Genomic DNA, 17,599 nt, shown 5'->3' with positions numbered 1-17,599 from the left:
CATGCCTCAAGGACCGGCCAAAGGTCCACGCACCGGTTCCTCGCCTTCCAAGGCCAAGGAGGCCCGCCACATAGTCGTCACCGACTTCGCGGGACTTCCCTACTCCAAGGGGCTCATGGCCACTTCGATCACGGCGACCGGGATCTCGCCCTCGCGTGCGTATCTGGTCGCCGAACGCATCGAGGACGAGCTGCTTTCGACGGGCAGGCTCGAGATCAGCCGCGAGGAGCTGCGCGACATCGCCGCGACGACGCTGGCCGAGATGATCGGGGACCGGTACGCGAACACCTATCGCCGATGGCAGTCGGTCGCCGACCTGGAGCTGCCTCTGATCGTGCTCATTGGAGGCGCGACCGGGGTGGGCAAGTCAACCATCGCCACCCAGCTGGCGGCGCGGCTGGGGATCACGCGGATCGTGTCCACCGACGCGATCCGCGAGGTGATGAGGTCGCTTTTCAGCGAGAACATCATGCCGACGCTCCACGTCTCGTCGTTTGAGGCCGACCAGGCGCTGCGCCATCCGATACCGCGGTCCGCGGACCCGGTGATCGTCGGGTTCGAGGAGCAGGTGCGCGCGGTGGCCGTCGGGATCCAGGCCCTGATCGAAAGGTCCGTGCTCGAGGGAACCGACCTGATCATCGAAGGCGCGCACCTGGTGCCCGGATACCTGGAGGGCCCCTGGCAGGAGAAGGCGGTGCACGTCCCGCTCATCATCACCGTCGAGGACGAGGACCTTCACCGGTCGCATTTCGCCCTGCGCAGCCAGGACTCGAGGAGCCGCGGGGTGGACAAGTACTTGACGTCGTTCGCAAATATCCGCAAAGTGCAGAAGTACATCCGATCGCTCGCCCTGCAGCGCGGCGCGCACGTCATCCCCTCCTACAGCCTCGACGCGACGCTGGCCAATGTCGTGGACCACGTCGTCACGGCTGCGGTGGGCAGGACGGCCGACGGCAACGGGGCGCAACCCGCGAAGACCGCCAAGACCCCGGCTAAAGCGCGGGCGCCGAAGGAGGAAACATGAAGCTTTTCCTGGACACCGCGAAGCTCAGCGAAATCCAGCACATCAACTCGTGGGGTGTCCTGGACGGTGTCACGACCAACCCGTCCCTGCTCGCCAAGGAGGCGGGCTCAAAGGACTACCGGCAGATGCTCAAGGAGATCTGCGCCGAGGTCGAAGGTCCCGTCTCCGCCGAGGTCGTTTCAACGGACGTGGACGAAATGATGCGCGAGGCCACGGATCTCGCCGGGATCGCCGACAACATCATCATCAAGTTCCCCTGCATCCCAGCGGGGCTTGCCGCCACCAAGCAGGCGAGAAGCCGGGGAATGAGGGTGAACATGACACTGGTGTTCTCGCCGGCCCAGGCGCTGCTGGCAGCCAAGGCGGGGGCCAACTTCATCTCACCTTTCCTCGGACGCATCGATGACTACGCGTCCGGGGGCATGGAGATCCTGTCGCAGTGCATCGAGGTCGTCGCCAACTACGGCTTCGAGGCCGAGGTGCTGGCGTCGTCGCTGCGGCACCCCATGCACGTGGTGGAGGCGGCACGGATGGGATCGGGCGCGGCGACGATGCCGTTCGACGTGTTCGAAAAGCTCGTGAAGCACCCGATGACCGACATCGGGCTGAAACGGTTCTTGGACGATTGGGAAAAGGCACGGGAGGCGTTGGGAGCATGAACCAAGGCGGAAGCAGTGGAGGCGGCGGTGGAGGCGGCGGAGGGCGCAGGCCCGGCCCCCGTGGACAGAACAGGCGCGGCGGCGGACCCCGCAGAGGCGGTGGCCGTCCGCGTCACATGGACCACGGGTTCCCCGAGGTCGACAACGAGATGGAGGCCCAGGCCGACGCCCGCATGGACGTCGACCGCACGGCGCTGGAAGCAAAGGAGCCGCACGAGCTGCTGACCATGGCGGCCGAGTCGAACATCGACGGCGCCGAGGAGATGAAGAAGCCGGACCTCGTCACCGCGATCCTGTCACGGCGCGCCGAGGACGAAGGGTTCCTGTACCGGCGCGGGGTCCTGGACGTGCTGCCCGATGGTTACGGCTTTCTGCGCACGCAGGGATACCTTCCCAGCGACGAGGACGTGTACGTGTCGATGTCCCAGGTTCGCCGCTTCTCGCTGCGGCGCGGTGACGAGGTGTCCGGACTGATCCGGCCCCCGAAGGAAGGCGAGAAGTATTTCGCGCTCCTGCGGATCGAGTCCGTGAACAACATGGACCCCGACCGCACGCGGTCGCGTCCGGTGTTCGACAAGCTGACGGCGCTGTTTCCGGACGACCGGCTCCGGCTGGAGAACGAGCCGAAGGGATACGCCGAGCGGATCCTGGACCTGGTGTGCCCGATCGGCAAGGGCCAGCGAGGAATGGTCGTGTCGCCCCCGAAGGCGGGAAAGACGACGATCCTCAAGCAGATCGCCAACGCGATCATCGAAAACAACCCGGAGTGCCACATCATCGTGCTGCTCGTAGACGAGCGGCCCGAGGAGGTCACCGACTGGAAGCGGACGGTCAAGGCGGCCGAGGTCGTCGCTTCGACGTTCGACCGGCCGGCCGACGACCACATCCAGGTCACCGAGCTGGTGCTCGAGCGGGCGATGAGGCTGTCGGAGGTCGGCATGGACGTGGTCGTCCTGCTGGACTCCATCACCCGAATGGCCAGGGCCTACAACCTGGCCGCTCCGGCCTCCGGCAAGATCCTGTCGGGAGGTATCGACTCGACCGCGCTCGGAGCCCCCAAGAGGTTCTTCGGCAAGGCCCGCAACATCGAGGAGGGCGGCAGCTTCACGATCATCGCGTCGTGCCTGGTCGAGACCGGCTCCAGGATGGACGAGGTCATCTTTGAGGAATTCAAGGGGACCGGTAACATGGAGGTTCGTCTGGACCGCTCCCTGGCCGAGAAGAGGCTTTTCCCGGCCATCAACGTGGAGGGCTCGGGCACCCGCAAGGAGGAGCTGCTGATGGCTCCCGAGGAGCTTCAGCTCGCCTGGCGGCTGCGCCGGGTGCTGCACGCGCTGGATGCGGCGCAGGCGATCGAACTTCTCATCGAGAAGATGAAGCAGACGAAGTCCAACGCAGAGTTTCTCAAGGAGATCTCCAAGCACCCGGGAGGAGGCAAGGGATGAAAAAGGAAGTGCACCCTGCCTACGGATTCTGCAAGGTCCACTGCGCCTGCGGTGCCGAGTTCGTCACTCGGACCGTCAAGGGCGAGATCAAGGTGGAGATCTGCTCGGAATGCCACCCCTTCTACACGGGCAAGCAGAAGTTCATCGACGTGGGAGGCCGTGTCGACCGTTTCAACAAGCGCCAGCAGAAGACCGAGGCGCTGAACAAGCCGGCGAAGAAGCGCTAGCTGCGGCTGTCCGCCGTCGGGTCTAGGCTGCTGCCGTGGAGCCCCAGAAGCTTTTCGAGCGGCTGGGCGGCGCCCATTCGGGCGGCCTGCCTCACCTGCACTCCGGCGTCTACAGGACCGATTCGGGCACGCCCTACCTGAAGCACGCCGGCGTCGTCATGGTGGCCCGTCCGGAGGTGGGGCTCGACGGCCTCCGCGGGTTCCTCGAGGGCTACGACGAGCAGCTGGGTTTCCCCGACTACCTCCAGGATCCCACGGCCCTGCCTCCGGGAGCGCAGCTGCTGAAGCTGGCGGGACAGACCTGCTACGCAAGCTTCTCTCCCAAGCGCACCCACAATGACAACGCGCAACGGTACTTCGACAACCTGTCGTCGTCCGGCCACGGGTCGGTCTACGAGCACGCCTCCTACTCGTTTCTTCTCTACGGGGTGTCGCGGTCCACCTCCCACGAGGTCATCCGTCACCGGGCCGGGACGGCCTACTCACAGCTCTCGCAGCGGTACGTGTCCGGACGGGTGCTGCGCTTCGTCGAGCGGCCCGAGTACCGGGAGGTACCGTCCCTGCACAAGCGCTTTGAGCAGCGCATCGACACGCTGGCCCGGGAGTACGAAGAGGTCGCCTCGGAGCTGGCGGCTCTGCAGGCCGACGGAGACCCCCGCCTGGGGGCCGAGGCCGCGACCGACCTCCGCAAGCGCGTGCAGCAGGCGGCACGGTCGGTGCTGCCCAACGAGGCCGAGACTCTGATCGTGATGAGCGGCAACGTCCGCGCCTGGCGCCACATGATCGAGATGCGCACCGACCCCCACGCAGAGATCGAGATCCGCGACCTGTTCCTGAGGATCTTCTTGTGCCTGAGGGCCGCCGAGCCCGCGCTGTTCGCCGACTACACCGTCCGCGAGCTGCCCGACGGCACCTACGCCGCCGGCACCGACTGGCGCAAGGTCTAGTGGCCTAGCCGGTGGGCGCCGAGAAACCGGAAGGCTCGATCAGCGCGGAGGCCAAGGCCCACTCGATCGGGGGCCAGGCCCTCATGGAGGGCGTCATGATGCGCTCCCCGGCCCGGTGGGCGGTGGCGGTCCGCAGGCCTGAGGGCGTCATCCACGTGGAGAGCCATCCCGTCCCCTCGGCCGGGCGCACTTATCCCGCCGGCGTGAGGGGCGTCGTCGCGCTGGGCGAGGCAATGTCGATCGGGATGCGGGCTCTGTCCATATCGGCCCGGCAGTCGTCCGGCTCCGACGACCCGCCGTCGCGGGGCGAGATCGCGGGCGCGATGGCGGTGTCCTTTGTGGCCTTCATCGTCCTTTTCGTGGTCATCCCGGCTCTGGTCGCGGGGCGCGGGGGAGGAGACCGGGACCCCCTGCGAAACCTAGCCGAGGGGGGCCTGAGGATAGGGATCCTGCTGGCGTACATCCTGCTGATCTCCCGCATGCGCGATATCCGCAGGGTCTTCCAGTACCACGGCGCGGAGCACAAGGTGATCGCGGCCAGGGAGGCGGGCGCCGACGCGACGGTCGACGGCGTGCGCCCGTTCTCGACCATTCACGTTCGGTGCGGGACCAACTTCCTGTTTCTCGTGATGATGCTGTCCGTGGGCGTCTTCTCGGTGGTGGGGCGCGACCCGCTGTGGTGGAGGCTGCTTTCCAGGGTGCTGCTGGTTCCTGTCGTGGCCGGCCTTGCCTATGAGCTGCTGCGGATCGCGGCCCGGCGCCCGCGCAACCCCCTGGTGAGGCTGATAACGCTGCCGGGCCTGGCCCTGCAGCGGATCACGACGCGCGAGCCCGACGACGACCAGGTGCTCGTGGCGCTGGCCGCGATGAGGGAGCTCGAGTCGGCGTCGGGGAATGGCTGAACGGCCCCTGTTGCTGGACTCGAGGCCGGTCCGGGTGTAGAGGTGAGGAGCGGTCCGCTCCGCTCGTGGGAGCGGTGCGGCACTATCGAATCCCACCGGCGGGGATGGTTTCGCCGTATGGGGATCGGTTCGATCCCCCGTACACGCGGGAGCGCCCTGCCTGTGCCGAGGGGCCGAGGACAGTGTCCGAGGCCCACTCGGAGGTGGGCCTGGCGATAACGCCCGAGCGCCAGGTTTGGGAGCGCCGGGGATCCGTCCCCGGCGCTCCTGCATTTCGCCGGCGCGTGCACCCGGTTTTGGGCCGGCCTGTGCCGCGTATCCTCGGGTGATGGATCCCGCGCTGCTTGCCCGCCTGGACCAGATGGAGGCCGAGTACAACGACCTCCTGGCCCGGCTCGCCTCGCCTGAGGTCGCTTCGGACCACCAGCGTGCGACGGAGGCCGCCAAGCAGATGGCCCCGCTGGAAGAGACGGTCCGGCTTTACGCGGACTACAAGGCGTCCCGGGACGAGGCCGCCGAGGCGCGAGACCTGCTTTCGCAGTCGGCCGACGCCGAGGAGCAGGAGTTCTACCGCTCCAGCGAGTCCGAAGCCGGGCGCACGGCGGCCGAGCTCGAGGGGCAGCTCCTGGAGATCCTGCGCCCACGCGACCCGCGTGACGACCGCAGCGTGATCATCGAGGTCCGCGCCGGCGCCGGCGGCGACGAAGCCGCTCTGTTCGCCTCGGAGCTGATGCGCATGTACCAGCGCTACGCGGAGCGCCGCCGGTGGAAGACCGAGATCCTGGACGTGTCGGATTCGCCGGTGGGGGGCATCCGCGAGGTGACGTTCGAGGTCCGGGGCAAAGGGGCCTACTCGAAGCTCAAGTACGAGTCCGGGGTGCACCGGGTCCAGCGGGTGCCCGCCACGGAGTCGGCCGGCCGGACGCACACCTCGACGGCGACCGTCGCGGTCCTCGCGGAGGCCGAGGAGGTTGACGTTCAGATCTCCGATGACGAGCTGAAGGTCGACACGTACCGCTCGTCGGGACCGGGCGGCCAGCACGTCAACACCACCGACTCGGCCGTCCGGCTCACGCACGTGCCGAGCGGCATCGTCGTCGCCTGCCAGTCGGAGAGGTCGCAGAGGCAGAACCGGGAGCGCGCCATGAAGATCCTGCACGCCAAGCTGCAGGAACGCGCGGAGGCCGAAGCGCACGCCAAGCAGGCCGACGCCAGGCGTTCGCAGGTGGGAACCGGGGACAGATCCGAGAAGATCCGGACCTACAACTTCCCGCAGAACCGGATCACCGACCACAGGATCGGCTTCAGCGCGCACGGCATGGCGCAGGTGATGGAGGGCGACCTCGACTCGATCTTTGACGCGCTGGCGCGCCACGACGCCGGTGAGGGCGCGGGCCCCGGTGCCTGAACCGGCGCTGTCATCCAGCCTCGGCCCCCGGACAGCGTCTCCGGATGCCGGGTCGCTTTCGGCATGGCTGGGGTGGGCGCGGGATGCGCTGCGGCGGGCGGGCATCGACACTGCGCGCCCGGAGGCCGAGCGGCTCGCCGCACACGCCCTCGGTGTGCGATGGGACGAGCTGTGGGCGCGGCTGCGCGACCCCGTGGACGAGCCGTTCGCGGCCACGCTGCGCGCACTGGTGTCCCGGAGGTGTTCGCCCGAGCCTTTGGCGTACGCGATCGGGGAGGCGGCATTCCGCGGGCTCACGCTCGAGTGCGGTCCGGGGGTCCTGGTTCCGCGTCCGGAGACCGAGACCCTGGTGGACGTTGGACTGGAGCTGGTCGCCCGGGTCCGGCGTCCCGTTGTGGCGGACGTGGGCACGGGATCGGGGGCGGTTGCGCTCGCCATCGCCGCCGCGAGACCGGATGCGGTCATCGCCGGCACCGACGTCAGTCACGCGGCGCTCGCCTATGCACGGGACAACCGCGACCGCCTGGGACTGAATGTCGCGATGGTTCGCGGGGACCTGCTCGGCCCCCTTCGTGCGGGGCTGGACCTGATCGTGTCGAACCCGCCGTACGTGCCGCGGGGACGTCCTGACCTGCTGGCGCCGGACGTCCGGCGTGAGCCGCCGGAGGCCCTGTTTGCCGGGGAGGCCGGCGACGAGGTGCTAATCCGGCTGGTGGAGGCCGCGCCCCGGTGGCTGACGCCCGAGGGGGCGCTGGCCCTGGAGGTCGGCACCCCCGTTCAGGCGGCGGAGGTGACCCGGCGGCTGTCGTCCTGGCAGCAGTTGGGGGTCCGCGAGGACGACTGGGGCCGTCCACGGGTCGTCTGGGCGAGGGGCCCGGCGTGAAAGCCGTGCCCGGGGAGTCCGCGGAGGCCGGTGGCGTAGAAGAGGCGGCGAGGGCAATGGACCTCGGCGGGATTGTCGCGTTCCCCACCGAGACCGTGTGCGGCCTCGGGTGCCGTCTGGACCGTCCGGACGCGATCCGTCGGCTGTTCGAGCTCAAGGGCCGTCCGTCGGACAAGCCGCTCCAGGTGCTCTTGTCCGACCCGTCGTTGGTGCCGGGGGTGGCCGAGGTCCCGGCTCATGCGGCGTTGCTGCTCGACAGGTTCACCCCGGGACCGCTCACGCTCGTGCTCACCTCCAGGATCGACGTACCGGAACTCGGCGCCGGCGGCACGATCGGCGTCAGGATCCCGGACCATCCCGTGGCGCTGCAGCTGCTGCGGCAAAGCGGCCCGGCGGCCGCGTCGAGCGCGAACCTGTCCGGACGTCCCACGCCGGGATCGATCCCGGCGGTGAGGGAGCTGTTCGGTGATTCGGTGGACGCATACGCCGACGGTCCGCCGGCCCCCGGGGGACTCGACTCCACGATCCTGGACCTGACCCGGGACGTGCCCAGGGTGCTTAGACGGGGTGCGCTGGCGGTCGCGGACCTCGAGGAGGCGCTCGGAATTGGGGTCGGGGGCGGCGGGTGTTAGATTCACTGCATGCCGAACTCCTCCTTCAAGCTCCTGTACGTCTGCACGGGCGTTGAAGCCCGCAGCTCGATCGCCGAAGCGTGCACGAAAGCCTGCGTGAACGGCGGGCCCACCTGGCACATCACCTCGGCCGGAACCGGGTCGGTGGAGGGTGCGCCTCCACCCGTCTCGACCGTGGAGCTCGGGAAAACGCTGGGCGTGGACATGGCCGGCCAGCAGCTCAAGTCGCTGTCGGCCCAGCTGTGTGAGTCGTCGGACCTGATCCTGGCCATGTCCTGGGAGCAGGTGTCGGACGTATGGAGCCTGGTCCCGCACGCCTGGGGGCGCTGCTTCACGCTCAAGGAGTTCGTGCACTGGGCCAAGCAGACGCCCACCCGCCCCTCGATCCTTTTCGCCGACGACTCCGACCGCATGCGCTGGACGGTTTCGCAGGCGCACGACCTCAGGCGCAAGGCACGGTCGGACCACGGTTTCTGGGCGGGTCTGCGGCCGGAGGACTTTGAGATGGCCGACCCGGCCGGCCGCGACGGCTCGGCGTGGCAGAACTACGCCAAGGCGGTAAAGGTCCTGGTCACGGACGCAGTGAGGCTCGTCGAGGGAAAGTAGGGGCGCGCAGATGGACTCCGTCCAGCAGCAGGACCCGCAGATCGCCAGGATCCTCGACTCAGAGCTCGGCCGCCTCCGCTCGAAGCTGAACCTGATCGCTTCGGAGAACCTTCCGTCCCGCGCGGTCCTGGAGACGCTGGGTTCCTGCTTGACCACCAAGTACGCGGAGGGATACCCCGGCCGCAGGTACTACGGCGGCTGCGAGTTCGTTGACGAAGCCGAACTGCTGGCGATCGAGCGGGCCAAGGAGCTGTTCGGCGCTGAGCACGCCAACGTGCAGCCCCACGCGGGGGCCCAGGCGAACATGGCGGCCTACTTCGCGTTCATGAAGCCGGGCGACACGCTGCTGGGGATGAACCTGGCCCACGGCGGACACCTCACCCACGGTTCACCGGTCAACTTCTCCGGCAGGCTCTACGAGATCGCCGCGTACGAAGTCGAGAAGGACTCGGAGCTGATCGACTACGACCGCGTGCGCGACATCGCCCGTAAAGCCAAGCCGCGGATGGTCGTCGCGGGCGCCACCGCCTACCCCCGGGTGTTCGACTTCGAGGCTTTCCGCAGCATCGCCGACGAAGTGGGTGCCGTTTTCCTTTGCGACGCCGCCCACTTCATCGGTCTGGTAGCCGGGGGAGCCCACCCTTCGCCCGTCCCCCACGCCGACGTGGTCACCTTCACCACGCACAAGACACTCCGCGGCCCCCGCGGGGGAATGATCCTCAGCCGCGCCGAGCACGCCAAGGCCCTGGACTCCGCGGTTTTCCCGCGGGTGCAGGGAGGTCCGCTCATGCACGTGGTGGCGGCGAAGGCGGTATCGCTGCGCGAGGCGGCCCAGCCTGAGTTCCGGGAGTACGCGGCCCAGGTGGTCGCCAACGCGCGCGAGCTCGCGGCGGCGCTGGCCGCCGAGGGACTGCGGATCGTCTCAGGTGGGACGGACACGCACCTGGTGCTCGCCGACGTGACGCCGCTGGGCCTGACGGGCGCGGAGGCCGAGCGGCGCCTGGACCTCGTAGGCGTGACTCTGAACAAAAACGCCATCCCCTTCGACACGCGGCCTCCGGCGGTCGCCTCGGGGATCCGGGTCGGAACGCCGATCCTCACCACCGTGGGGATGAAGCAGCAGGAGATGCGGCGCGTGGCCGGCGTCATCGGCCGCGCCCTGCGCGACGAATCGGAAGCGACGGCGACCTGGGCGCGCGAAGAGGTACGCGAGCTGACGGCCGCCTTTCCGGCCTACCCGGGTCTCAACGCCGTCGCCGCCGCTGCCGGCGCGGGCTGATGCCCGGGCTCGCGGGCGGCCCTCCTCTTCACCTGTACCTGCTCGTCGGACTGGTCGCCGCGGCCGTCTCGTACCTCGTCACCCCCGCCGTGTGCGCGCTGTCGAGGCACATCGGGGCCATCGACGTCCCCACGGACCGGAAGGTCCACCTCGCGCCGACCCCCACCCTCGGTGGCATCGCCGTGTACGCGGCGTTCGTGGCCGCCTGCCTGTTCGCCGCCGCCTTCCCTTCGTTCCGCGAGGCATTCCGGTTCAGCGAGCTCGTGGGCCTGGTTGTCGGAGGAATTGTGCCGCTCGCGCTCGGGATAGCAGACGACCGGCGTGAGCTGTCCCCGCCGGCGAAGCTCGCGGGACAGGTGTTCGCCGCGGGCATCCTGTTCCTCTCGGGAATCCGGATGACCTACTTCTGGCTGCCGGGCATCGGGGTGCTGTCCGTGTCGCAGGACGTCTCGGCGATTCTCACGATCCTGTGGATCGTGTTTCTCATGAACGCCGTCAACTTCATCGACGGCCTGGACGGGCTGTGCGCTGGGCTCACGGCCATAGCTGCTGGATCTCTCTTCGTGTACTTCACCCGGCTGCCGACTGAGTTCCTGGGGTCCGCCCCGATCGCTCCGCTGGTGTGCGTGGCGCTGGTCGGCGCCTGCATCGGCTTTCTGCGCTACAACTTCAACCCGGCCCGGATCTTCCTCGGCGATTCCGGGGCGATGCCCCTGGGCTACCTGCTTGCGGGGGCCACCATCTCGGTAATCGGGACGTTCAACGGCCCCGGGAGCGCGGGAGGACGAGTCGCCCTGCCCATGGTCTTCATGCCGATCGTGTTCCTCGCTCTTCCGATCACGGACCTGGTCTTCGCGGTGGTGCGCCGGCTGGCGACGGGGCGACCGATTCACACCCCGGACAAAGAGCACATCCATCACCGGCTGATGCGGTTCGGCCACTCACAGCGGGAGGCGGTCCTCGTGATGTACGGCTGGGCCCTGCTGCTGGCGGCCGGACTGGTCATGGCGGGAGTGATGCCGTGGGGCGCCTACGCGCTGGCTTTCGCAGTAGCCGGGGGAACGGTGGGGCTGCTGACCTTCGCCCCGCGGCTGCGAGCGCCGCGCCAGGCCCGCGGCCAGGTCCCCCAACCGGCGGAGGGGGAGGTTGCTCCGCCTCCGGCGCAGCGGGTATAGTTTGTGCATGAATTCACAAGCTCCCCGGGACGACCGCGCCGGACGGGGGCCGGTTCGACAGCCCGAGAAGCTAGCCAATAGACTCGCTGGCGCTTTGTCCGGCCCCCGACAAACCCGCGATACGTGGCGGGGCCTCGGCGACGCGTGGACCGCCGTCAGCTACATCTTGAGCGGCATCGCGGTCTGGGGAGGAGCCGGCTGGTTGCTGGACCGGTGGCTGTCCACCGGGCCCGTTCTGTTGGTGATCGGCATCCTCGTCGGCAACTTCGCCGGTGTCTACCTGGTCTATATCCGCACCTTTCCGAAAGAGGCTTCCCGTGCGAGTTGAGCTGAGGCTGCTGGCAAAGACGCTGCCGCCCCTGGCGGCCGTCGCCGTCGCCCTGGCCGTTGTGGGCACCCTCGCGGGCGGCCGGACGGGAGCGGCATCAGCGCTCGCGGGCGCAGGTCTGGCCGCCGTGAACCTCGCCGCGGCAGCGCTGTCCACGGGCTGGGCGAGGGTGCTTCGTCCGGGAGTGATCGCCTTCGGTTACGCCGCGTTCGTCGTCCGGATGTTCCTGATGTTCTCCGCGCTGGCAGCGGCCACTTCGCTGCCTTGGGTGCACCGGGGTCTTCTCGCCGCCGGCTTCTGCTCGGCGCTGGCGGTGGCTCTGGGGGCCGAGTGCGTGAGCTACGTGCGTAAGTCCTACGTTCCCGCGTGGAGGGTTGCCAGATGACGCCGATGCTCCGGGTCCTGGCCGCCGAGGACAAGGGGTTCCATGTCCCGACGGTCACCCACTTGTTCGGCTGGGAGCCGTTGTTCTCGTTCAGCGTCGCGGGCTTCACGTTTCACGTGACGACCCTGATGCTCGTGATGCTCGCGACGACGGCGCTGCTGTCCGTCCTTTTCGTCTCCGCGTTCTCCAGGGCACGGGTCGTGCCCACCGGACTGCAGAACGTGATGGAGGCCGGTATCGGCTTCGTGCGGGAGAACATCGTTCTGCCGACGATCGGCCCGGAGGGCGACAAGTGGCTGCCCTATCTGACGACGCTGTTCTTCTTCGTCTTCGGGCTGAACTTTTTGGAGGTGGTGCCGGTGATCCAGTTCCCCGTCACCAGCCACATGGCCTTCCCTGCCCTGCTGGCGATGATCACCTGGGTGACCTACAACTTCGTCGGCATCCGTGAGCAGGGGTTCATCGGCTACTTCCGCGGGATGCTGTTCCCTCCGGGGGTGCCGAAGCCGATCTACCTGATCCTCACGCCGGTGGAGTTTTTGTCGACCCTGGTGTTTCGTCCAGTGACGCTGGCCGTGCGGTTGTTCGCGAACATGATGGCCGGCCACGTGATGCTGACTATCTTCTTCCTCGCCTCGGCCTACTTCTTGTGGGGGTCCGACGCCCTTCTTCTCAAGCCGCTGGCGGTCGGCCCGATCGTGCTGTCGATCGTGCTGGTCGGATTCGAGGTCTTCGTGGGCGCCATCCAGGCGTTCATCTTCACCATCCTCACGGCGGTGTACATAGCCGGCGCGAGTCATCCGGAGCACTGAAGGGAGGCAATTCATGGAACTGCTTGCACAGGCGGCCAACGACGCCGTGAGTCTCGCCCCGGTGGGCAAGGGCCTCGTCTACGGACTGGCCACGCTCGGGCCGGGGCTGGCCATCGGCCTCGTGTTCAGCGCGGCCATCCAGGCCATCGCGCGCCAGCCCGAGTCGGCGGGTCTCGTCCGGCCGATCATGTTCCTCGGGTTCGCTCTCGCCGAGGCGCTGGCGCTACTGGGCTTCGTCCTCTTCTTCCTGATCACCTAAAGGAGCGTCCACATGAATCTGCTGCTGCTGGCCGCCGAGGAGGCCGGGGAGGGAGGTCTGCGGGTAGTTCTCCCTCTCATGGACGAGCTGATCGTGGGAACGTTCGCGTTCCTGGTCTTTCTGGCGGTCATGTACAAGCTCGTGTTCCCGAACATGCGCAAGGCGCTGCGGGCGCGCGAGGACGCCATTCGCGGGGAGCTCGAGCGGGCCGAGCAGGCACGTCTGGATTCCGAAGAGCAGCGTGAGCAGCTCAGGCGACAGCTGGCCGACGCCCGCGGACAGGCCGACCAGATCCTGCGCGACGAGACGGCCGCGGCCGAGCAGGTGCGCCGGGACATCATCGCCAAGGCCGAGGAGGAAGCCCGGCAGATCGTCGCGCGGGCCCGGACCGATGCCGAGGGCGAGCGCGACAGGGCGTTTGGGGACCTGCGCAGCCAGATGGCTGAGATCTCCATCGAGGCCGCCCGAAGGGTCGTGGAGCGCGAACTGTCGGATCCTGCGGCGCAGCGGACCCTCGTGGACCAGTTCATCGCGTCCGTCGGCTCGGGCTCGGGCTCGGACTCGGGCACGGGCAACGGAGCGGGAGGTTAGGGCCGTGCCGGACACCGATCTCATCCGCGGCTACGCCACCGCGCTCTTTCAGATCGCGGCGGCCGAGGACGCGATCGACAGGGTGTCCGACGAGCTGTTCCGGTTCTCCAAGGCGCTCGAGCAGCACCACGAGCTGAGGGCCGCGCTGACCGACATCGCCGTCCCTGCCGAGCGCAAGCTTGCGGTGATCGACGAAATCTTCGGCGACAAGGCCTCACCACATACACGCAACGTCCTCGGCTTCGTGATCTCTCAGGGCCGGACCCGGGAGCTGTCGCAGATCGTCGAGTCGCTGGGCTCCCTGGCGGCCGAGGCGCGGGACCGGGTGATCGCCGAAGTGAGGGTGGCCCAGCCGCTGTCCGACGACCAGCGGCCGAGGCTCGAGGAGGCGCTGAGCAGGGCGACCGGCAAACGTGTCGACGTCAAGGTCGTCGTCGATCCCGCCGTGCTCGGAGGGATCCACGCGAAGGTCGGCGACCAGGTGATAGACGGCACTGTGCGGCGCCGTCTCCAGGAGCTCAAGGAACGGCTCGACTGAACAGGGGTAACGACAAAATGGCAGAGCTGACGATCAACCCGGGCGACATAGCAGCCGCTCTGCGGCGCAACATCGACGACTGGAGGCCGACCGCTCAGGTCGAGGAGGTCGGCCGCGTGCTCGAGACGGGCGACGGCATCGCTCGGATCTCCGGGCTCCCGCACTGCATGGCCAACGAGATCCTGGAGTTCCCCAACAACCTCGTGGGCCTGGCCTTCAACCTCGAGGAGACGTCGGTCGGGGCGATCGTCCTGGGTGACGCCTCCCAGTTGCAGGAGGGCGACTCCGTCCGGCAGACGGGCCGGATCCTGTCGGTTCCCGCCGGCGACTCGCTGCTCGGCCGCGTCGTCAACGCGCTCGGCGAGCCCGTGGACGACAAGGGCCCCGTTTCGCAGTCGGAGTTCCGTCCCCTGGAGATCCAGGCAGCGTCCGTCGTCGAGCGCCAGCCGGTCCACGAGCCGCTGCAGACGGGCATCAAGGCCATCGACGCGATGACGCCCATCGGACGCGGCCAGCGCGAGCTGATCATCGGCGACCGCCAGACGGGCAAGTCCACGATCGGTGTGGACGCGATCATCAACCAGCGCCAGTACTGGGGCACCCCGAACCAGGTCAAGTGCATCTACGTGGCGGTCGGCCTCAAGGCCTCGACCGTCCGCGAGATCCAGGCCCGGCTGGAGGACGCCGGCGCAATGGAGTACACGGTCATCGTCGTCGCCGCGGCGTCGGACCCGGCCCCATTCCGCTACATCGCGCCCTACTCCGGGGCTGCTATCGGCGCTTACTGGATGTACAAGGGAGAGCACGCGCTGGTCGTGTACGACGACCTGTCCAAGCAGGCCGATGCCTACCGCCAGATCTCACTTCTGCTGCGCAGGCCCCCGGGACGCGAGGCTTTCCCGGGCGACGTCTTCTACCTGCACTCGCGTCTGCTCGAGCGAGCGGCCAAGCTGTCGGCCGAGCTCGGCAGCGGATCGCTCACCGCCCTGCCGGTCGTGGAAACCAAGGGTGGGGACGTGTCCGGCTACATCCCCACCAACGTCATCTCCATCACCGATGGGCAGATCTACCTGGAGACCGACCTGTTCTATCAGGGGGTGCGTCCGGCGGTGAACGTCGGACTGTCCGTCTCCCGGGTGGGCGGCGCCGCGCAGATCAAGGCCATGAAGACGGTGGCCGGGACGCTGCGGCTGGACCTGGCCTCCTACCGCGAGCTGGAGGCGTTCGCCCAGTTCGGTTCGGAGCTGGACAAGTCGGCCCAGGGGCAGCTGTCGCGGGGCCAGCGGCTCGTGGAGCTGCTCAAACAGCCGCAGTACTCGCCGATGCCGGTCGAGGAGCAGGTGATCTCGATCTTCTCCGGCACGGGACTTCCCAACAAGGGGATCCAGGGGTTCCTGGACGACGTCCCGGTACAGGAAGTGCGCCGCTTTGAGCAGGAGCTGCTGGCGCACATGCGCACGCGCCACGCTGAGATCGGCCAGCACATCAGGGAGCGCGGGGACCTGCCGGACGACGTGCTGCAGAAGCTGGCGGCGGCCATCGGTGAGTTCAAGACCGGGTTTATGGCGTCGGTGGGGCAGGGCGCGGGTTAGCGATGGGCGCCAAGCTCCGGGAGGTCAAGCGGCGGATCAAGTCGGTTCAGTCGACCAAAAAGATCACCAAGGCGATGGAGCTCATCGCCGCGTCGCGGATCGTCCGGGCCGAGCGCAACGTCAGGCAGGCGCGGCCTTTCGCCCAGAAGATCGGCGACGTCATCCGTGACCTCGCCGCGACCACCGAGCGCCTGGAACACCCGCTGCTCGAACGCCACGACGGTCCCGTGGGGCTCGTGGTCGTCACCGCCGACCGGGGACTGGCGGGTGCGTACAACGCCAACGTCCTGCGGCTGGCCGAGCGCACGCGGGCGGAGTCGGGCGGGGAGTCCATCACCTACGCCGCCGGGCGCAAGGGAATCTCGGCCTTCCGGTTTAGGAAGGTCCCCATGGAGGCGCAGTGGTCGGGGTTCTCGGAATCCCCGTCCTACGCGGACGCGCGGGCCATCGCCGAGAAGGTGATGGCCGACTTCAACGAAGGACGCATCTCCAGCGCCCGCCTGGTGTACACGGAGTTCACGTCGATGTTCACGCAGCAGCCCGTCGCGGTCGAGGTCCTTCCCGTCTCGGCCGAGGCCGTCGAGGGAGGCCGGGAGTACCCGCCGGTCTACGAGTTCGAGCCCGGCCCCCGGGAGATTCTGGAGCACCTGCTGCCCATGTACGTGGAGGTGAAGGTGTTCCAGGCGCTGCTGGAGTCGGCCGCCAGCGAGCACGCGGCGCGCAGGAGGTCCATGTCCTCGGCCACCGAGAACGCAGAGGACCTGATCCGCTTCTACACGCGAGTGGCCAACCAGGCCCGGCAGGCGGAGATCACAACCGAGATCGCGGACATCGTCGGGGGCGCCGAGGCGCTCCGGAAATAGGAGTCACACATGGACACCCAGGTCTGGAGCATCGGGCAGCAGGAGCAGGAAGAGTGGGACAGGGTAGCGGGCGAGGCGCGGGAGAACCCGCGTCTGGTGGGTCGGATCCTTTCCGTCATCGGTCCGGTCGTGGACGTCGAGTTCATGCCGGACGCCCTGCCGGAGATCAACTACGCGCTGAAGATCCGCCGACGTGACATCGAAGGCCAGCGCGCGGTCATCACCGCGGAGGTGGCCCAGCACATAGGCCACAGCCGCGTCCGGGCGATCTGCATGCAGCCTACAGACGGCCTGGTGCGCGGCACGGAGGCCATCAACACCGGACGCTCCATCACCATGCCCGTCGGCCCCCAGGTGCTCGGACGCGTCATCAACGTCATCGGGGAGGTCATCGACAAGGGCCCGCGGATAGAGCCGGCGGACCGCTGGGACATCCACCGCGACGCTCCGGACTTCAAGGACCTGGAGCCGAAGTCCGAGATGCTCGAGACCGGGATCAAGGTCATCGACCTGCTGGCCCCCTACGTCAAGGGCGGGAAGATCGGGATGTTCGGCGGCGCCGGCGTCGGCAAGACCGTCGTGATCCAGGAGATGATCGCGCGCTTCGCTCAGCAGCACGGCGGCGTGTCGATGTTCGCCGGAGTCGGCGAGCGCACCCGCGAGGGCAACGACCTGTGGCTGGAGATGAAGGAGGCCGAGGTCCTGGACAAGACGGCCCTTGTGTTCGGACAGATGGACGAGCCGCCCGGTGTCCGGCTGCGGGTGGCGCTGTCCGCGCTGACGATCGCCGAGTACTTCCGCGACGTGGAGCGCCAGGACGTGCTCCTTTTCGTGGACAACGTCTTCCGCTTCACGCAGGCGGGCTCCGAGGTGTCGACGCTGCTCGGCCGGATGCCCTCGGCAGTCGGCTACCAGCCGACGCTGGCCGAGGAGATGGGTGAGCTTCAGGAGCGGATCACGTCCACGCGCGGGCGGTCGATCACGTCACTGCAGGCGGTGTACGTCCCCGCCGACGACCTCACCGACCCCGCCCCGCACAACACG

Annotated in this window: 20 protein-coding genes and 2 pseudogenes; all 22 read left to right on the top strand. The window is 68.3% G+C overall.

What is annotated here, in order from left to right; genetic code table 11:
• Position 1 precedes the first annotated feature (1 nt).
• Entirely contained in the window at positions 2-1,024 is a 1,023-nt protein-coding gene (locus VNE62_02370; protein HVE91131.1) for a hypothetical protein, read from the top strand.
• The gene (fsa, locus tag VNE62_02365; protein HVE91130.1) at positions 1,021-1,683 is read left to right on the top strand and encodes a fructose-6-phosphate aldolase; all 663 of its coding nucleotides are present in this window, start codon (positions 1,021-1,023) and stop codon (positions 1,681-1,683) included. The genes VNE62_02370 and fsa overlap by 4 nt, the downstream gene beginning before the upstream one ends.
• Positions 1,649-1,942: pseudogene (locus tag VNE62_02360) on the top strand (hypothetical protein). The gene fsa and the pseudogene VNE62_02360 overlap by 35 nt, the downstream one beginning before the upstream one ends.
• Positions 1,833-3,128 (top strand): transcription termination factor Rho, encoded by a 1,296-nt coding sequence (gene rho / locus VNE62_02355; GenBank protein HVE91129.1) that lies wholly within the window; start codon positions 1,833-1,835, stop codon positions 3,126-3,128. The pseudogene VNE62_02360 and the gene rho overlap by 110 nt, the downstream one beginning before the upstream one ends.
• The gene (gene rpmE / locus VNE62_02350; protein ID HVE91128.1) at positions 3,125-3,355 is read left to right on the top strand and encodes a 50S ribosomal protein L31; all 231 of its coding nucleotides are present in this window, start codon (positions 3,125-3,127) and stop codon (positions 3,353-3,355) included. Before rho ends, rpmE begins: the two co-directional genes overlap by 4 nt.
• Positions 3,356-3,390: 35 nt before the next feature.
• A complete protein-coding gene (gene thyX / locus VNE62_02345; protein HVE91127.1) occupies positions 3,391-4,302 on the top strand; it encodes an FAD-dependent thymidylate synthase in 912 nt (303 codons plus the stop codon).
• An 11-nt stretch (positions 4,303-4,313) separates the two neighbouring features.
• On the top strand, positions 4,314-5,204 hold the full coding sequence (locus tag VNE62_02340; GenBank protein HVE91126.1) for a DUF1385 domain-containing protein: 891 nt from the start codon (positions 4,314-4,316) through the stop codon (positions 5,202-5,204).
• A 361-nt stretch (positions 5,205-5,565) separates the two neighbouring features.
• Positions 5,566-6,612, top strand: coding sequence for a peptide chain release factor 1 (gene prfA, locus VNE62_02335; protein ID HVE91125.1), 1,047 nt, complete (start codon positions 5,566-5,568; stop codon positions 6,610-6,612).
• Positions 6,560-7,495: a peptide chain release factor N(5)-glutamine methyltransferase gene (gene prmC / locus VNE62_02330; GenBank protein ID HVE91124.1), complete on the top strand. Its 936-nt coding sequence runs from the start codon at positions 6,560-6,562 to the stop codon at positions 7,493-7,495. The genes prfA and prmC overlap by 53 nt, the downstream gene beginning before the upstream one ends.
• On the top strand, positions 7,492-8,127 hold the full coding sequence (locus VNE62_02325; protein ID HVE91123.1) for an L-threonylcarbamoyladenylate synthase: 636 nt from the start codon (positions 7,492-7,494) through the stop codon (positions 8,125-8,127). The genes prmC and VNE62_02325 overlap by 4 nt, the downstream gene beginning before the upstream one ends.
• Positions 8,128-8,136: 9 nt before the next feature.
• On the top strand, positions 8,137-8,733 hold the full coding sequence (locus VNE62_02320) for a hypothetical protein (protein HVE91122.1): 597 nt from the start codon (positions 8,137-8,139) through the stop codon (positions 8,731-8,733).
• Between the two features lie 10 nt (positions 8,734-8,743).
• Positions 8,744-10,012 carry a serine hydroxymethyltransferase gene (gene glyA, locus VNE62_02315; protein HVE91121.1) on the top strand — a complete coding sequence of 423 codons (1,269 nt, stop codon included), beginning with the start codon at positions 8,744-8,746 and terminating at the stop codon, positions 10,010-10,012.
• Positions 10,012-11,187 (top strand): MraY family glycosyltransferase, encoded by a 1,176-nt coding sequence (locus VNE62_02310; GenBank protein HVE91120.1) that lies wholly within the window; start codon positions 10,012-10,014, stop codon positions 11,185-11,187. The genes glyA and VNE62_02310 overlap by 1 nt, the downstream gene beginning before the upstream one ends.
• Positions 11,188-11,281: 94 nt before the next feature.
• Positions 11,282-11,515, top strand: a complete 234-nt coding sequence (locus VNE62_02305; protein ID HVE91119.1) for an AtpZ/AtpI family protein — start codon at positions 11,282-11,284, stop codon at positions 11,513-11,515.
• Positions 11,505-11,900: a hypothetical protein gene (locus VNE62_02300; protein ID HVE91118.1), complete on the top strand. Its 396-nt coding sequence runs from the start codon at positions 11,505-11,507 to the stop codon at positions 11,898-11,900. Before VNE62_02305 ends, VNE62_02300 begins: the two co-directional genes overlap by 11 nt.
• Complete coding sequence (gene atpB / locus VNE62_02295) at positions 11,897-12,712, top strand: F0F1 ATP synthase subunit A (GenBank protein HVE91117.1); 816 nt, start codon at positions 11,897-11,899, stop codon at positions 12,710-12,712. Before VNE62_02300 ends, atpB begins: the two co-directional genes overlap by 4 nt.
• Positions 12,713-12,725: 13 nt before the next feature.
• Complete coding sequence (locus tag VNE62_02290) at positions 12,726-12,971, top strand: ATP synthase F0 subunit C (GenBank protein HVE91116.1); 246 nt, start codon at positions 12,726-12,728, stop codon at positions 12,969-12,971.
• Positions 12,972-12,983: 12 nt separating this feature from the next.
• Positions 12,984-13,562 carry a F0F1 ATP synthase subunit B gene (gene atpF / locus VNE62_02285; GenBank protein HVE91115.1) on the top strand — a complete coding sequence of 193 codons (579 nt, stop codon included), beginning with the start codon at positions 12,984-12,986 and terminating at the stop codon, positions 13,560-13,562.
• 4 nt (positions 13,563-13,566) lie between these two features.
• Positions 13,567-14,100 (top strand): ATP synthase F1 subunit delta, encoded by a 534-nt coding sequence (atpH, locus tag VNE62_02280; GenBank protein ID HVE91114.1) that lies wholly within the window; start codon positions 13,567-13,569, stop codon positions 14,098-14,100.
• 17 nt (positions 14,101-14,117) lie between these two features.
• Positions 14,118-15,653 (top strand): annotated as a pseudogene (gene atpA, locus VNE62_02275) (F0F1 ATP synthase subunit alpha).
• 41 nt (positions 15,654-15,694) lie between these two features.
• A complete protein-coding gene (locus tag VNE62_02270; protein HVE91113.1) occupies positions 15,695-16,555 on the top strand; it encodes a F0F1 ATP synthase subunit gamma in 861 nt (286 codons plus the stop codon).
• A gap of 9 nt (positions 16,556-16,564) precedes the next feature.
• On the top strand, positions 16,565-17,599 hold a 1,035-nt coding region (gene atpD / locus VNE62_02265), incomplete at its 3' end, for a F0F1 ATP synthase subunit beta (GenBank protein ID HVE91112.1).

It is taken from the genome of Actinomycetota bacterium (genome assembly GCA_035536535.1).
In the GTDB taxonomy this organism is placed as follows: Bacteria; Actinomycetota; JAICYB01; order JAICYB01; family JAICYB01; genus DATLNZ01.
Note: the sequence above shows the minus strand (reverse complement) of the source record. Positions and strands in the feature narration are given on the sequence as shown.

Excerpts from the sequence above, each read along its gene's own strand:
- VNE62_02370 (HVE91131.1), top strand. The coding sequence starts at position 2 with ATGCCTCAAGGACCGGCCAAAGGTCCACGCACCGGTTCCTCGCCTTCC.
- fsa (HVE91130.1), top strand. The coding sequence starts at position 1,021 with ATGAAGCTTTTCCTGGACACCGCGAAGCTCAGCGAAATCCAGCACATC.
- rho (HVE91129.1), top strand. The coding sequence starts at position 1,833 with ATGGAGGCCCAGGCCGACGCCCGCATGGACGTCGACCGCACGGCGCTG.
- rpmE (HVE91128.1), top strand. The coding sequence starts at position 3,125 with ATGAAAAAGGAAGTGCACCCTGCCTACGGATTCTGCAAGGTCCACTGC.
- prfA (HVE91125.1), top strand. The coding sequence starts at position 5,566 with ATGGAGGCCGAGTACAACGACCTCCTGGCCCGGCTCGCCTCGCCTGAG.
- VNE62_02320 (HVE91122.1), top strand. The coding sequence starts at position 8,137 with ATGCCGAACTCCTCCTTCAAGCTCCTGTACGTCTGCACGGGCGTTGAA.
- glyA (HVE91121.1), top strand. The coding sequence starts at position 8,744 with ATGGACTCCGTCCAGCAGCAGGACCCGCAGATCGCCAGGATCCTCGAC.
- VNE62_02310 (HVE91120.1), top strand. The coding sequence starts at position 10,012 with ATGCCCGGGCTCGCGGGCGGCCCTCCTCTTCACCTGTACCTGCTCGTC.
- atpB (HVE91117.1), top strand. The coding sequence starts at position 11,897 with ATGACGCCGATGCTCCGGGTCCTGGCCGCCGAGGACAAGGGGTTCCAT.
- VNE62_02290 (HVE91116.1), top strand. The coding sequence starts at position 12,726 with ATGGAACTGCTTGCACAGGCGGCCAACGACGCCGTGAGTCTCGCCCCG.
- atpF (HVE91115.1), top strand. The coding sequence starts at position 12,984 with ATGAATCTGCTGCTGCTGGCCGCCGAGGAGGCCGGGGAGGGAGGTCTG.
- VNE62_02270 (HVE91113.1), top strand. The coding sequence starts at position 15,695 with ATGGGCGCCAAGCTCCGGGAGGTCAAGCGGCGGATCAAGTCGGTTCAG.